Origin of the sequence: Anaerotignum lactatifermentans DSM 14214 (assembly GCF_900142265.1) — a bacterium.
Classification (GTDB): Bacteria; Bacillota; Clostridia; order Lachnospirales; family Anaerotignaceae; genus Anaerotignum; species Anaerotignum lactatifermentans.
The window spans coordinates 1-14,724 of sequence record NZ_FRAH01000078.1; the positions used below are offsets into that span (position 1 = coordinate 1).

Sequence of the window (14,724 nt, forward strand, 5' to 3'; positions counted from 1 at the left end):
TAGCCGTGTAAGAACAGGTCTGGTTGCTGATACAACAGGTCTGAGAATGGCTAAAACGCAGGAAGAATATGACAAAGAAGCAGCTATGGGCTGCGCAGATCCTACAAGAGCTCTGCTGATGACTCGTCCTGCATTCGGCGGTAACATCATGGCTACTCTGATGTGCCCTAGAACAAAACCTCAGATGGCTACCGTACGTCCTGGCGTTATGAAGAGAATCGACAAGGACGAAACAAGAAAAGGCGAACTGATCAAATTTGACGTTGACTTCACAGAAGCAGACATGAACGTTGAAATTCTGGAAGTTGTGAAATCCGATAAGAAATCCGTAGACCTGACAGAAGCAAAACTGATCGTTTCCGGCGGTCGTGGTATCGGCGGTCCTCAGGGCTTCGACATGATCAGAGACGTTGCAGATGCACTGGGCGCAGAAGTTGGTTCTTCCAGAGCATGTGTAGACGCTGGCTGGATCGAAAAAGATCGTCAGGTTGGTCAGACAGGTAAAACAGTACGTCCTGACCTGTACATGGCATGCGGTATCTCCGGTGCTATCCAGCACGTAGCTGGTATGGAAGGTTCCGAACTGGTAATCTCCATCAACAAAAACGACACAGCTCCTATTTTCGAAGTATCTGACCTGGGTATCATAGGTGACGTAAAACAGATCCTGCCTAAACTGGCTGATGCTATCAGAAAATACAAAGCAAGCAAAGCTACAAACTAATTTTTGAATATGTAAACATCAAAATATAAACCAATTTTTTTAATCAAACAGGAGGAGAATGAAAATGGATAACTATTCTGTATTTTTCCCGGGTTATAGCGCTGGCGAAGACGCTTACAAAGAAATCACATCTGTTTGCAGCCCTTACGGCAACAAAGCAGTTGTAATCAGCGATGAAATTTCCATCAACGCTACAAAGAAATATCTGGATGAAGCAATCGCAGGCACAGATTTCAGCATCGAATACATTCTGTTCCCCGGTGAAGCTGCATTCGAATATGCAGAAGAACTGCAGCAGACAGACGCTGTAAAGAACGCAGACATGATCTTCTGCTTGGGCGGTGGTAAAGCAATCGATACAGGTAAACTGGTTGCTCACAACCTGAAAAAACCTTACTTCACATTCCCTACAATCGCTTCTACATGCGCATGTAACTCCGCACTGGGTATCTACTACTATCCGAACCATGTATTCCGTACATTCTTCCGTGTAGACAGACCCCCCGTACACATCTTCATTTCCACAAAGGTTATCGCAGAAGCACCTGCATCCTTCCTGTGGGCTGGTATCGGCGACGGTATGAGTAAAGAAATCGAAGTTAAATTCTCCGCAAGAGGCAAAGAAGACGAACTGACACTGTCCGAACAGGCTGGTGTAGCTCTGAGCGGCTGCTGCACAGAACCCCTGCTGAAATATGGTGTTCAGGCTATGGAAGACTGCAGAAACAACCGCGCTTCCAAAGCAATCGAAATGGTTGCACTGGATATCTTCATCAACACAGGTATGGTTTCCAACATGGTTGACTCTCACAAATACAACACCAACCTGGCACACGCTCTGTTCAACAGCATGACAATCCTGCCTCAGGTAGAAGAAAGACATCGTCACGGCGAAGTTGTTTCCTACGGCACACTGGTTCTGCTGACAATGGACAAACAGTACGACAAACTGGATAGATTCTTCGATTTCTACAAAGAAATGAAACTGCCTACAAAACTGGCTGACATCGAAGTATCCGTTGACGAACTGGGCCCCGTTCTGGACGAAGCTGTTAAGAAATATGACCTGGACTACTCTCCTTACAAGATCACTCAGGACATGATCAAAGCTGCTATTCTGGAACTGGAAGAATACAACAAGAAAAAAGAAGCATAATTTGACTTAAGCCATTATGCACGGCGGGGGAATTTTTTCCCCTGCCGTTTTTTCTTTTTTTCGGGAAAAAATGAACGCACTGCCGTAAAAGAAAGTCTGACAAGACTGCCGGTGCATCTTGACAGAATCCCATGCAGAAACTATACTGTGTATACATTTTTGAAACAAAGAAATGGGAATGGAACCAGAGGAGGTGAGGCGCGTTGCCTAAAATCGGAATGCGTATGATCAAAACATCCATTGCCGTTGCCATTTGTCTGCTGATTTATCTGCTGCGTGGGAAACAGGGCGTGCCTGTATTTTCTACCATTGCAGCCATGATCTGTATGCAGCCTTATGTAGAAAATAGTAAGTCCGTTGCCTTTAACCGTATCATCGGTACGTTGACAGGGGCAGCCATGGGGATTTTGGTGTCTTATTTCATTCGGGAAATCCCTCAGAAATACGAATTTTTGCAGTATTTGATTATTTCCGCAGCTGTGATCCCTGCCATGTATATTACGGTGCTGCTGAAAAAGACCGGCGCTTCTGCCATGGCTGGGGTGGTACTGTTGGGGGTAACCCTTTCCACTGGGAATTATCCGCCGGTGGTGGACGCCTTCAACCGTTCCTTTGAAACCATTGTAGGGATTCTGGTTTCTCTGGGGGTCAATGCGGTGCACCTGCCCAGACAGAAACGAGAGGAATTTTTCTTCGTCACAGGCTTTGACGGTGCTTTATATGATGAAAAACGCCATTTGACACCCTACAGCGTTTTTGAACTGAATCAATTATTGAATGATGGCATCAAATTTACCATTGCAACAGAACGTACCCCCGCAACTCTTATGTCGGAAATCGGTGGTCTGCATCTGAAACTGCCTGTCATTGCTATGGATGGGGCGGTGCTTTACGACCTGAATGAAAAACGGTATCTGGCTTGCAATGGTCTGTCTAAGGAAATGACAAAGAAAATCTGTGAATACCTGCAAGAGAAAGATTTTCACTATTTTCTAAATGTGGTACTGCAAGATGTGCTCCTCATTTATTACCGGGATTTCCATAATGAAGAAGAACGAAAACTTTATGAACGGGCGAGAAAATCCCCTTATCGGAATTATGTATATGGTGATGTGCCAGAAGAAGGGATTCCCGTTTATTTTCTGCTGGTGCTGAAAAATGAGGATGCAGACGAGGTGGAACAGGAATTGCGGCAGATGGAAGGGGCGGAAGAATTGCTGTTTTTGCGTGACCGCTCAGAAACACCGCCGGATTACTGCCATTTGAAGATTTATCACAAAAACGCCACCAAGGAATATATGGTGCGTCGGTTGCTGGAAAGCGTCAGCGGTATGGGTAACCGAAAAGTCGTCGCTTTCGGCAGCAATAAAAACGATATTTCCCTTATGAACTGGGCAGACTTGTCTTATGCTACCGCAGACGCAACACCGGAGGCAAAGGCTGTTGCCGATTATCAGCTCCGGGGACACCATGGGGACGGCGTGGTGCGGACCATTTTGCATTTGTATGAACCACTGCCTTGGGAGAAAATCCCACCCAGACGCAGAAAAGAAAAAGGAGAACAGAAGAAATGACACAAGACTTGAATATATTTTCCCGGGCGGAACTGCTGCTGGGAGAAGAAGCTTTGGAAAAACTCCGTTCTGCCCGTGTGGCACTCTTTGGCATTGGCGGCGTAGGCTCTTTTGCGGCGGAAGCCCTGGCAAGAGGCGGCGTGGGACATATCACTTTGGTGGATGGGGATACGGTGAGCATCACCAACATCAACCGCCAATTGATTGCCCTTCATTCCACTGTGGGAAAAGAAAAAACCGCAGTCATGGCAGAGCGTATCGCTGATATTTCACCGGAAACAGAAGTAGAAACTTATCCCGTGGTCTATGGGGCGGAAAATCGGGATTTGCTGGATTTTTCTACCTATGATTACGTCATTGACGCCATCGATACCGTTACCAGTAAGCTGATTCTCATTGAAGAAGCCAAAAAAGCAGGGGTGCCTGTCATCAGCTGCATGGGAACGGGGAATAAATTCCATCCCGAACGCTTTGAAGTGACGGACATTTCCAAAACCTCTGTATGTCCTCTGGCAAAAGTCATGCGGAAAGAACTGAAAGTACGAGGCATCAAAAACGTGAAAGTGGTGTATTCCAAAGAAGAACCCCAAAAGCCAGCGGCATCCACAGAAACAGGCAAACGCCAGATTCCCGGCAGCCTTTCCTTTGTGCCGCCGGTGGCTGGGCTACTGCTGGCTGGGGAAGTCATCCGCCATATTGCAGGCATTACAGATTGAGATTAAGCCGAAAATTTCTATGCATTTTTTGATAGAAGTTTTCGGCTTTTTTGTATCATCAATTTTATCAAAATCCATGTTGCGCCGCCAAAGAAAAACGGCTATAATGGAACGAGTTTTGGAAAAGAAGTGTAACAAAAGAAAAGGAGCAGTTATGGATACGTTTTTGCCTTATTTGATTGTATGCCCCATGGTTTTTATGGCGGGACTCATAGACGCAGTGGCTGGCGGCGGCGGGCTCATTTCCCTGCCGGCTTATATGATTGCCGGGGTGCCTGTTCATGGCGCCATTGCCACCAATAAAATGAGTGCGGCTATGGGTACAGTGATTGCCACTTATCGTTATGGAAAAAGCGGTTTCATTCACTGGAAGCGTGCGCTGCCTTGTGTGGTATTCGCTTTGGGCGGCTCTTATATTGGCGCAAGAATCACTTTGCTGTTGTCTGAACGCAGCATCCAGATTCTCATGCTGTTCATCCTGCCTGTGACTGCTCTGTATGTGCTGAGAGGCCGCAGTCTGGACGCGGAACGGGTACCCTACAGCTATGGCAGAACCGTTTTGCTCAGTGTGCTGATTTCCTTCTGTATCGGCATTTATGATGGCTTCTACGGTCCCGGCACAGGAACATTCCTTTTGCTGCTGCTGACAGGATTGGCGCATATCGGTCTGACAGAAGCGGCAGGCACCACAAAGGTCATCAATCTCAGCACCAATATTTCCGCATTGGTGGTATTCCTCCTCAATGGGGTAGTGATGCTGCCTTTGGGCATTGTGGCTGGGCTGTTCAGCATTGCCGGAAATTATGTGGGCACACGGATTTTTACGGAAAAAGGCACGAAATTTGTGAAGCCTTTTATACTGGTGGTACTGGTGATTTTCTTCATCAAAGTTCTGACAGAATTATTTGGATAACACAAAAAAGACGATTCTTAAAAAAGAATCGTCTTTTTTTACGCCTCTTGGGGCTGTTGTTTGCCAAGTCTGCGCCAGATGGTAGTGGAAATAATCACCGTCAATGCGCCGGAGATGGCAGGCGTGATAAAAATCCCCGTAACGCCCAAAATCTGCGGAAAGACTGCCAGAGAAAGGGCAGGGAAAATCAGTGCCCGGAACAGCATGATAGTCAACGAATCCCTTGCCCGGTCCATGGCGGTGAGGAAAGAGCTGATGACCATATTCAGCCACAGGAACAGATAGGCTGGTGCGTATAGCCGCAGAGCGGTGACAGTCATTTCCAGCACTTCTTCGGAATTGTCCTGTAAGAATAGGGACGCCAGTTCTTTGGGGAAGCATACCATAGCCAGCAGACAGACCAGAGAAATGGTCGCCGTGACTTTACAGCTCAAACGGAAAAATTCCCTTGCTTTCTGGTGATTGCCTGCGCCGATGTTGTAGCTCACTGGCGGCTGGAGGGAGTCCAGAATCCCATAAAGTGCCATGAGCAGCAGACTGTCCAAATACATAACGATGCCGTAAGCGGCAACGGCTGTACCGCCACCTAAGTGCAGCAGAAAAGCGTTGACCACCGTGGACATGAAGGAGCCGGAAATGTTGTTGAAAAATTCCGAACTGCCGTTATGGAAAATGCCCAATGTGGTGGAAAGGGAAATCCGCGGGTGGGTGAAGCGCAGTGTCAGTTTCCTAAGGACAATAGGTGTCAGGGCAATGAGCACCCCAAGGGTCATGCTGACAGATGTGGCAAGGGCGGCAAAGCGGATGTCCAGCCGCAGATATGCCAAGAAGAACCAGTCCAGAATGATGTTCAGCACTGCCACGGAAATGTTCATCCACATGCTGAAATTGGCTTTGCCGCAGATCCGCAGATAGTTGTCAACGGCGAACAGGGGCATGATGGCAGGCATGAAATAAAGGAAGATCCTTGTGTAGTCCCATGCCACTTCCGCCAAAGTGGTATCTTTGATCAAAAGGGTGATAAGTCTTGGTGCCGCAAGAAATCCCACTAGGGAGAACAGGACACCAATGCCCAGAATCATGCAGAAAGCCGCGGAAAATAGTCCGTTAGCTTCTTTATTTTTTCCTTGCCCCAATAAAAGGGCAATTTTTACAGAGGAGCCTACTGCCACCATGTCCCCTACGGCAAAGAGAATCATAATAACGGGAAAGGCTAAGTTTACTGCCGCCAGTGCGTGACTGCCGATGTATCGTCCTACGAAAATACCGTCGATCATCATGTAGATGGACGAAACCACCATGGCTAAAAGCCCCGGCAGGGCACAGCGGAAAAATATCTTTCTGGTAGGCAGTGTTGCGAATTGTACTTCGTTCATAAGCGTTCATCAAGACAAATTTCTCCGATATAGGAAAGCATTTCGGAGAATTTCTCGATTTCCTCCTTTGAATAGCGTTGTTCCATGGACTCACTGATTTGTTTGTTGAGTTTTGTGTAAATAAACTGGGTATCCGCGTCAAAAGAATCTGCGTTGAAATACAGGAAGTATTCCCGTTTGTCGGCGGGATTCTGTTTTCGGGTCACATAGCCAGCCTTTTCCAGCACATTGATTTTCTGGGTGACAGAAGGTCTTGCGATGTGGAGCATATCTGCCAGCTTGGAAGGGGTATATTCTCCCTGATGGGCGGATATGATGTCCAGATACAGACTGCTGTTATAGCTCAGTTTGGCGTATGCCGGGTGTTCATTGCGGATGCGTAGCTCTAAAATACCCATGTCGTGAAAAAATTTTGTGATGGCTTCTCCAATGCCCATCAGTTACCGCCTCCTATGATAAAAATTAGTTAAGATTGCCTAATAATTAAGATTACCTAATCATTTTAGCAGGGGCTTTTCCATTTGTCAAGAGGGGCTGCATGCAGATAACTGTTGAGAAAATCATGGTTCTGTGGTATACTATATTACTGCATAAACAGAAAACAGGCAGAAAGGAAGGCGATACTGTGCCGGAAAAATCATTCGATGTGGCAAGAAATATCCGCATGACCCAGGAGCTGCAGTGCCAAATGCTCTCTCAGGTGGCGGATCTGTTTACAGCCATGCACAACAATGCCTCAAAAGCGGAACAGACAGAGCTTCTGGCAAAGCTGGAGATCAGTCTGCGGCTTCTGGCAGGACGGCTGGGCATCTCTCAGGATGGACTGAGCCGGAAAGCGGCGATGACTTTGAAGGCGGCGTTGGTGCAGGAAGATGTATCTGCATGGAAAAGTGATCTGCTGACCGTTTTGCATGAACTGGAAGAAACATAAACAGTCACAGAAAGGCTTTTGAAAAAGCCAAACAGCTTGGAGGCTGCAACATGGAAGAAAAAAAAGAAGAAACAAAGAAAGGAAAGGAAGGACGGCTGCTCATCGGGATGGCAGTGGCTGTGCTGGTGGTGATTCTTTGCTTGATGCTGGATGTACGCATTGGCGTAGGGGCATTGGTGGGGATCGTGGCAGGCAGTTTTCTGCGTCCGCTGCTCAAAGACCTCTTTACGGATGAACCCCAGGAGGAGCCTGAGGAAAACCGTTTTCTGGATACGGCAGTGCTTCGGGAAAATTTCTCCATTCCCCAAAATCTGCCCATTCCTTACGCTGTGCTGGATATTCGTGGCAGGGTCATGATGTATAATGCGCCTTTCGCGGCAGTGTTCCCCAATAGTGAGGACGCGAAACCTGTCATCGAAGTGCTGCGGAAAACCAGCGGCGCCGGAGAACCTCAGAGAGTCACCGTAGGCGACCGTTCTTACAAAGCTGCTCTGAACCACTGCGATGTGGTGGACAAAAGCGGCGCTGTGGGGGCAGTTCTGACCCTCATTATGGTGGACATCACCAAAACCTGTCAGCTGGAGAAAGAATTGGAGGAACAGGAAACCGTTGTAGGTATGATCCTTTTGGACAACTACGACGATGTGCTGGACAGCATCGACGAAAACCGACTGCCCATCCTCTCTGCCCTCATTGATAGAAAGTTCAATCAGCTGGCACAGGCGGCAGATGCCGTTATCAAAAAACTGGAGAAAGACCGCTACATTTTCCTGCTCTCTAAGGGCAGTCTGGAGCGGCTGAAAGAAAAGAAATTCGAGCCTTTTAACGAGATCAAGGAAATCTCCGTAGGGGAACACATTCCTGTAACCCTCAGTATGGGTATCGGTATCGGCGGCGGCTCTCTGGAGGACGCCATGGCAAACGCAAAAGCGGCTATGGACTTGGCTCTGGGCCGGGGCGGCGATCAGGTGCTCATCAAAGACGGGGAAAAATACCTGTTCTTCGGCGGCAAGAGCGGCGAAATCCACCGCAATGCCCGTATCCGTGCCCGTGTCAAAGCGGATGCCCTCATGGAACTGATGGGGGATGCTTCTGACATTCTGGTCATGGGGCATAAGAATGCCGATCTGGACAGCTTGGGCGCTTGTATCGGTATCTGCGCCATGGCAAAGAGCATTGGGAAAAAATGCAACATCGTCATGGACAAAGTCAGCGTAGGCGTCAAACGCCTTTGCGATAAAATGGATGAAAGCGGCAAATTCGGCGGTGTCATTGTGGATGGCGTAGACGCTATGCGTATGATCAATGACAAAACACTGCTGGTTATTGTGGATACCCACAGAGAATCCATGGTAGACAGCAGACAGGTGCTTATGGCGGCGAAGAAAATCGTCGTTTTTGACCACCACCGCAAGAGTACCGATTTCATCGAACAGGCGGTGCTCATTTATCATGAGCCTTACGCTTCGTCCACATCTGAACTCATTACCGAAATGATTCAGCATATGGACAAAAAAGTAAAACTGCATCAGATCGAAGCCGATGCCCTGTTGGCAGGTATCACTGTAGATACCAAAAACTTCTGCGTGAAAACCGGCGCCATGACCTTTGAGTCTGCGGCGTTCCTTCGCAGAAACGGTGCTGACAGTATTCGGGTGCGGCTGCTGTTCCAAAACGACATGGACGCTTACAAGGCGAAAGCTACAGCTGTCCGGGATGCGGAACTGTTCCGGGATCATATTGCCATTTCCGTCTGCCCTTCCGATGTGGAAAATTCCACACTGACAGCGGCACAGGCAGCAGACGATCTGATGAACGTCACAGGCATTCAGGCATCCTTTGTCTGCTGCAAGGTGGAAGATACAGTCTATATTTCCGCCCGCAGCTTTGGGGAGATCAATGTGCAGAGAGTTATGGAAAAACTGGGTGGCGGCGGTCATCTGACGGTTTCCGGTGCGCAGCTTCAGGACTGCACCGTTGAGGAAGCCAAGGAAAAAGTCCGCGCAGCCATTGAAGAATATTTGGAGGAGGAAGCATAATGAAACTGATTTTATTACAGGATGTAAAAAGTGTCGGCAAAAAAGGCGACTTAATCAATGCCAGCGAAGGCTATGCAAAAAATTTCCTGCTGCCCAAAAAACTGGCAGTAGAAGCTACAAAATCCAACCTGAACGACTATGAACTGAAGCAGAAAGCAGAAGCAAAACGCAAACAGGAAGAACTGGAAAAAGCTCAGGAAATGAAAAAACAGCTGGATGAAAAAGTTGTCATCATCAAAGTAAAAACAGGCAGCAACGGCAAGCTGTTCGGCTCTGTTACAAACAAAGAAGTTGCAGAAGAAATCATCAAACAGACAGGTATGGATCTGGATAAAAAGAAAGTATCCATTGGCGATTCCATCAAAATGCTGGGCGAAAGAACAGCAGTCATCAAACTGCATCCTAAGGTAACAGCAGAAGTGACTGTAAAAATCGTAGAAGCCTAATTGATGCAAACATAAAAGGAGGCGGGAAATATGGAACAACAAAATACATCCGGTCAGGCGGAAATCTTCCAGAATGTACCGCCCCATGACGATGCGGCAGAATTGGCAGTGCTTGGTGCCATGTTCTTGGACAGAGAAGCGGCGTCTTTGGCATTGGAAATGCTGACAGGTGAGGATTTCTACCGCCCTGACCATAGACAGGTCTTTGAAGCGGCAGAAGAACTTTACCACAGCGGTGTGCCCATCGACATGATTACCGTGAAGAATAAACTGGAGGAAAAGCAGGTCTTTGAACAGATTGGCGGCCTGCCTTTCCTTGCCAATATCTCCACTTCCGTGGGCAGCTCTGCAAATATGCGTCATTACGCTGCCATTGTGGAGGAAAAATCCGTATTGCGTCGGCTCATCCGTACGGCGAATAATATTTCCCAGATGAGTTACGAAGGCAAAACCGATGTAAACGCCATTATGGATACGGCGGAAAAAGGCATTTTCGATATCATGCAGAACCGCCATTCCGACCAGTTCCACCATATCCGGGATATTGCCGTGGATTCCATTGAAAAAATCGAGGATATCTACCGTTCCAAAGGGAAACTGACTGGCGTACCGACAGGTTTTGTGGACTTCGACCAGAAAACAGCGGGACTTCAGAAATCTGACCTGATTTTGCTGGCAGCCCGTCCTTCCATGGGGAAAACGGCCTTTGCCCTGAACATCATCCAGAATGCTGCCATCCGCAGCAATGTGCCTACAGCGGTATTTTCTCTGGAAATGAGCCGGGAACAGCTGGTAAACCGTATGCTGTGTTCCGAAGCCATGCTGGATGCCCAGAGGCTCCGTACAGGGGAACTGACAGACAGCGACTGGGCAGATTTGATTCAGGCCATGGGTCCTCTTTCTCAGGCACCTATTTACATTGACGATACCCCCGGGGTTACCCCTATGGAGGTCCGCTCCAAATGCCGCCGCCTGAAGGTGGAAAAAGGTCTTGGACTTATCGTTATCGACTATTTGCAGCTTATGAGCGGCAACAGCCGGAACGATTCCAGACAGCAGGAGATTTCCGAAATCTCCCGTTCCCTCAAGGCAATTGCCAGAGAAATGGAAGCGCCAGTCATTGCCCTTTCTCAGCTGTCCCGTGCCTGCGAACAGCGTGCAGACCATAGACCCATGCTCTCCGACCTGAGAGAATCCGGCGCCATCGAACAGGACGCCGATGTGGTGGCGTTCCTCTATCGTGATGAGTATTATTTCCCCGATACGGAAAAGAAAAATCAGGCGGAACTGATCATTGCCAAACAGCGTAATGGTCCGACGGGTACCGTTGATTTGACCTGGATGGGTCAGTATACCAAATTTGGTAATTTCCTGAAAAAATTCTAAAAATGGAAGCGAAAAACCTCGGTTTGAATGGAAGGAATTTCCAGTCATTCCGGGGTTTTCTCATTGTTTTGTAATTTTTTCCGTGGATTGGAGAAGTGGGGGTTGACGTTGATTTTGGGAAAGCATATACTAATGGTGGAGAAAAATGACAGGTAAGAAAGTAATGACGGAGGTGAACCGAATGGACGGCAGTAGCGAGAGTATCCCTTTGGGTCCTGAGCGATGGTATTTGAATATCACAGCGGAAATGTCGCATCCTTTTGGTTCCTTTTTTTCTATGGTGAAATAGGGGCTTGCTTTTCTGTGCGCGTTTTTCGGAAAATTGTATGACGACATTTTCTGCTGACACTTTTGCAAAGACAATGGTGTTTTTTTATTGTCTGAAAAACGAGGTGAAAAACAGTGGAGGAAATGCAGACGCTCTTTGACCATTTCAATGAACTCATGGACAAAGGGGCATATATACAGTTAAAACAGGAATTGAACGAGGAAAACGCCGCCGACTTGGCGGAATACTTCGAGGAACTGTCTGCGGAAAAACAGCTTTTCATTTTCCGACTGCTGACCAAGGATATGGCAGCGGAAGTATTTTCCTATATGGACAGCGACACCCAGGAACATATCGTTCATTCCATTACAGATAAAGAAGTGCGCAACATCGTAGACGAAATGTTCCTGGACGATACGGTGGACTTTCTGGAAGAAGCACCTGCCAATCTGGTAAAAAAGGTGCTGCGCAACACCGACGCGGAAACCCGCGCCCTCATCAACCGATTTTTGAACTATCCGGAAAATTCCGCCGGAAGTTTGATGACTATTGAGTTTGTGAAACTCAGAGGCGGTATGACCGTAGATGTTGCCATGAAGCAGATCAAGCGGACAGGCATGGATAAAGAAACCATCTATACCTGTTATGTCATCGACGGCCAGAGAAAACTTATCGGCGTTGTACCCCTCAGGACGCTGATTTGTGCCAAAGATGAAGAACTGGTGCAGGATTTGATGGAAGAAGACGTGGTATCTGTACACACCACCGACGACCAGGAAGAAGTTGCACAAATCTTCAAGAAATATAACTGGATGGCGCTGCCTGTGACGGACTTGGAAAACCGTCTGGTGGGCATCATCACCGTGGACGATATCGTGGACGTTATCGAACAGGAAACCACGGAAGATATGGAAAAAATGGCGGCATTGCTGCCTTCCGATGAAGAATATCTGAAAACCCCCGTGCTGAAGCTGGCACGAAACCGTATTGTGTGGCTGTGCGTACTGATGGTATCCGGTACCCTCAGTTCCTTGGTTATCAGCCATTATCAGACGTTGTTGGCAACGGTTATGGCGCTTTCCAGTTTCATCACCATCATCACAGGTACCGGGGGGAACGCAGGCTCTCAGGCTTCCACCATGATCATTCGTGGTATGGCCTTGGGAGAAATCGAAGTGAAAGACGTGCTCCGGGTTGTCTGGAAAGAAGTCCGGGTCGGCGCCCTTTGCGGTATTGCCCTGGGGGCAGTCAATATGGTACGTATGACGTTTTTCAGCCCCAGTACGGGCTTTTTGGTAGACTTTACCGTTTCCATCAGTATGGCAGCTGTTGTGGTGCTTTCTAAGACCATCGGCTGTACCCTGCCTATTCTGGCAAAGATTTTGAAGGTAGACCCAGCTATGATGGCAGGTCCTTTGATTTCCACACTGGTGGACGCTGTGGCATTGATTATTTATTTCAGCATTGCGACCGTATTGCTGATGTAAATAAGAATCTGGATTTTGAAGGAGGTGTGACATGGAAGAATGGAATGAAACGGTGGAAAAGTGGCAGGAACTCATGGAAAAAGGACATTATGTGCAGCTCCGTGAAGAACTGAATGAAGAAAACCCTGCCAACGTGGCAGAATTTCTGGAAGAACTGCCGGCAGATAAGCAATTGTTCCTTTTCCGTCTGCTGTCTAAGGATATGGCGGCAGAAGCATTCTCTTTCCTGGATAATGATACTCAGGAAATGCTGGTCACATCCATTACGGATACGGAAGTACGGAACATCGTGGATAATATGTATCTGGACGATACCATCGACTTTCTGGAGGAAGCCCCTGCCAATCTGGTAAGCAAAGTTCTGCGAAACACCGATAGGGAAACCCGCGCCCTTATCAACCGTTTCCTGCATTATCCCGAAAACTCTGCCGGAAGCTTGATGACCGTCGAGTTTGTGCACCTTTCCAAAACCATGACGGCAAAGCGTGCCATGGAAATCATCCGCAAAAACGGTCTGGATAAGGAAACCATTTACACCTGTTATGTCATCGACGACAAAAAGCATCTGGTGGGGGTATTGCCCCTTAGAACACTGCTGTTCGCCGATGAGGATAAACGGGTAGAGGAACTGATGGAGGAAGATGTGATCTCCATTGCCACTTTGGACGACCAGGAAGAAGCGGCAAATCTGTTCCGTAAATACAGCTTTATCGCCTTGCCTGTAGTAGACGGGGAAAACCGTCTGGTGGGCATCATCACCGTAGACGATATCGTGGACGTTATCGACGAAGAAACCACAGAAGATATGGAAAAAATGGCGGCGTTGCTGCCTTCCGATGAAGTATATCTGAAAACACCTGTAACAAAACTGGCACGAAACCGTATTGTGTGGCTGTGTGTACTGATGATTTCCGGTACCCTCAGCAGTGCCATCATTTCCGGCTATGATGCCATCCTCAGTCAGGCGGTGCAGTTGGCAGCATTCATCCCCGTTCTGACAGGTACCGGCGGGAATGCCGGTTCCCAGACCTCTGCCACCATCATTCGTGGGATGTCCTTAGGGGACATTCGCCCCAGAGATATTCTGCGGGTTATGGGGAAAGAAGTGCAGGTGGGGATGATTTGCGGTGTCCTTCTGGCGGCACTGAACTTCATCAAACAGACCATTTTCAGCCCTTCCACGGACATTATGGTGGACCTGACTGTTTCTGTCAGCATGGGCTTTGTGGTTGTTGTGGCAAAAGCCATGGGCTGTGTTCTGCCTATTGGCGCAAAAGTTTGTAAATTAGACCCTGCCATCATGGCTGGTCCCCTCATCACCACGGTGGTGGATGCTGTGGCGCTGGTGATTTTCTTCAATGTGGCACAGTGGCTTGTACTGTAAAAAAAGAGAGAACTCCTTTCGTTGAACTGAACCCAAAAAGTTAGACAATATTTTCAAATTAAAATTGTTTAAGAAGCCAGAAGGGCTTGTTGTCTGTAAATTGCAGGTGGCAAGCCCTTTAACTTTGCTTTGATTCGATGGTTATTATAATAATCTAAATATTCCACCAGTTCCTGCTTGAAATGTTCCATAGATTGAAACTGTTGAAGATAGAGAAGTTCGCTCTTGAGCAATCCAAAGAAATTTTCCATGACAGCATTGTCCAGACAGTTACCCTTTCGGCTCATACTTTGCCGGATTCCTTTTTGTTTGAGCATTTGGCGG

General features: G+C 47.8%; 14 protein-coding genes. 11 read left to right on the plus strand and 3 right to left on the minus strand.

Annotated features, from left to right (window positions below; all coding sequences use genetic code 11):
- From BUB35_RS15410 to BUB35_RS15430, 5 genes are all read left to right on the plus strand, one after another.
- Positions 1-724: electron transfer flavoprotein subunit alpha/FixB family protein (locus BUB35_RS15410; protein ID WP_072853185.1), on the plus strand; the 724-nt coding region annotated here is incomplete at its 5' end.
- A 64-nt stretch (positions 725-788) separates the two neighbouring features.
- Positions 789-1,880 (plus strand): iron-containing alcohol dehydrogenase family protein, encoded by a 1,092-nt coding sequence (locus BUB35_RS15415; RefSeq protein WP_072853187.1) that lies wholly within the window; start codon positions 789-791, stop codon positions 1,878-1,880.
- A 203-nt stretch (positions 1,881-2,083) separates the two neighbouring features.
- The gene (locus BUB35_RS15420) at positions 2,084-3,454 is read left to right on the plus strand and encodes an HAD hydrolase family protein (RefSeq protein WP_072853189.1); all 1,371 of its coding nucleotides are present in this window, start codon (positions 2,084-2,086) and stop codon (positions 3,452-3,454) included.
- Positions 3,451-4,170, plus strand: a complete 720-nt coding sequence (locus BUB35_RS15425; RefSeq protein WP_072853191.1) for a tRNA threonylcarbamoyladenosine dehydratase — start codon at positions 3,451-3,453, stop codon at positions 4,168-4,170. The genes BUB35_RS15420 and BUB35_RS15425 overlap by 4 nt, the downstream gene beginning before the upstream one ends.
- A 154-nt stretch (positions 4,171-4,324) precedes the next feature.
- Positions 4,325-5,083 carry a sulfite exporter TauE/SafE family protein gene (locus BUB35_RS15430; protein ID WP_072853207.1) on the plus strand — a complete coding sequence of 253 codons (759 nt, stop codon included), beginning with the start codon at positions 4,325-4,327 and terminating at the stop codon, positions 5,081-5,083.
- Between the two features lie 38 nt (positions 5,084-5,121).
- Here the strand turns inward: BUB35_RS15430 and BUB35_RS15435 are convergent, their stop codons facing one another.
- On the minus strand, positions 5,122-6,459 hold the full coding sequence (locus BUB35_RS15435; RefSeq protein WP_072853193.1) for an MATE family efflux transporter: 1,338 nt from the start codon (positions 6,457-6,459) through the stop codon (positions 5,122-5,124).
- Entirely contained in the window at positions 6,456-6,896 is a 441-nt protein-coding gene (locus BUB35_RS15440) for a MarR family transcriptional regulator (RefSeq protein ID WP_072853195.1), read from the minus strand. Before BUB35_RS15440 ends, BUB35_RS15435 begins: the two co-directional genes overlap by 4 nt.
- A 101-nt stretch (positions 6,897-6,997) precedes the next feature.
- Between BUB35_RS15440 and BUB35_RS15445 the strand changes: the two genes are divergently transcribed.
- The 6 genes from BUB35_RS15445 (at position 6,998) to mgtE (BUB35_RS15470) (ending at position 14,400) form a co-directional block, all read left to right on the plus strand.
- The gene (locus BUB35_RS15445; protein WP_072853197.1) at positions 6,998-7,390 is read left to right on the plus strand and encodes a MazG-like family protein; all 393 of its coding nucleotides are present in this window, start codon (positions 6,998-7,000) and stop codon (positions 7,388-7,390) included.
- 50 nt (positions 7,391-7,440) lie between these two features.
- Entirely contained in the window at positions 7,441-9,429 is a 1,989-nt protein-coding gene (locus tag BUB35_RS15450) for a DHH family phosphoesterase (RefSeq protein WP_072853199.1), read from the plus strand.
- Positions 9,429-9,875 (plus strand): 50S ribosomal protein L9, encoded by a 447-nt coding sequence (rplI, locus tag BUB35_RS15455; protein WP_072853201.1) that lies wholly within the window; start codon positions 9,429-9,431, stop codon positions 9,873-9,875. Before BUB35_RS15450 ends, rplI begins: the two co-directional genes overlap by 1 nt.
- Before the next feature lie 30 nt (positions 9,876-9,905).
- Entirely contained in the window at positions 9,906-11,261 is a 1,356-nt protein-coding gene (gene dnaB / locus BUB35_RS15460) for a replicative DNA helicase (protein ID WP_072853203.1), read from the plus strand.
- A gap of 411 nt (positions 11,262-11,672) precedes the next feature.
- The gene (gene mgtE, locus BUB35_RS15465) at positions 11,673-13,016 is read left to right on the plus strand and encodes a magnesium transporter (protein ID WP_072853209.1); all 1,344 of its coding nucleotides are present in this window, start codon (positions 11,673-11,675) and stop codon (positions 13,014-13,016) included.
- Positions 13,017-13,047: 31 nt separating this feature from the next.
- The gene (mgtE, locus tag BUB35_RS15470; protein ID WP_072853205.1) at positions 13,048-14,400 is read left to right on the plus strand and encodes a magnesium transporter; all 1,353 of its coding nucleotides are present in this window, start codon (positions 13,048-13,050) and stop codon (positions 14,398-14,400) included.
- Between the two features lie 68 nt (positions 14,401-14,468).
- Here the strand turns inward: mgtE (BUB35_RS15470) and BUB35_RS15475 are convergent.
- Positions 14,469-14,724 (minus strand): IS3 family transposase (locus BUB35_RS15475; RefSeq protein WP_143185475.1); only part of this gene is annotated, 256 nt, incomplete at its 5' end.

What these genes read in the sequence shown, in the direction of transcription:
- rplI (WP_072853201.1), top strand. Translation starts at nt 9,429, where the DNA reads ATGAAACTGATTTTATTACAGGATGTAAAAAGTGTCGGCAAAAAAGGC.
- BUB35_RS15440 (WP_072853195.1), bottom strand. Translation starts at nt 6,896, where the DNA reads ATGGGCATTGGAGAAGCCATCACAAAATTTTTTCACGACATGGGTATT.
- BUB35_RS15435 (WP_072853193.1), bottom strand. Translation starts at nt 6,459, where the DNA reads ATGAACGAAGTACAATTCGCAACACTGCCTACCAGAAAGATATTTTTC.
- mgtE (WP_072853209.1), top strand. Translation starts at nt 11,673, where the DNA reads ATGCAGACGCTCTTTGACCATTTCAATGAACTCATGGACAAAGGGGCA.
- BUB35_RS15445 (WP_072853197.1), top strand. Translation starts at nt 6,998, where the DNA reads ATGCAGATAACTGTTGAGAAAATCATGGTTCTGTGGTATACTATATTA.
- BUB35_RS15430 (WP_072853207.1), top strand. Translation starts at nt 4,325, where the DNA reads ATGGATACGTTTTTGCCTTATTTGATTGTATGCCCCATGGTTTTTATG.
- dnaB (WP_072853203.1), top strand. Translation starts at nt 9,906, where the DNA reads ATGGAACAACAAAATACATCCGGTCAGGCGGAAATCTTCCAGAATGTA.
- BUB35_RS15425 (WP_072853191.1), top strand. Translation starts at nt 3,451, where the DNA reads ATGACACAAGACTTGAATATATTTTCCCGGGCGGAACTGCTGCTGGGA.
- BUB35_RS15450 (WP_072853199.1), top strand. Translation starts at nt 7,441, where the DNA reads ATGGAAGAAAAAAAAGAAGAAACAAAGAAAGGAAAGGAAGGACGGCTG.
- mgtE (WP_072853205.1), top strand. Translation starts at nt 13,048, where the DNA reads ATGGAAGAATGGAATGAAACGGTGGAAAAGTGGCAGGAACTCATGGAA.
- BUB35_RS15415 (WP_072853187.1), top strand. Translation starts at nt 789, where the DNA reads ATGGATAACTATTCTGTATTTTTCCCGGGTTATAGCGCTGGCGAAGAC.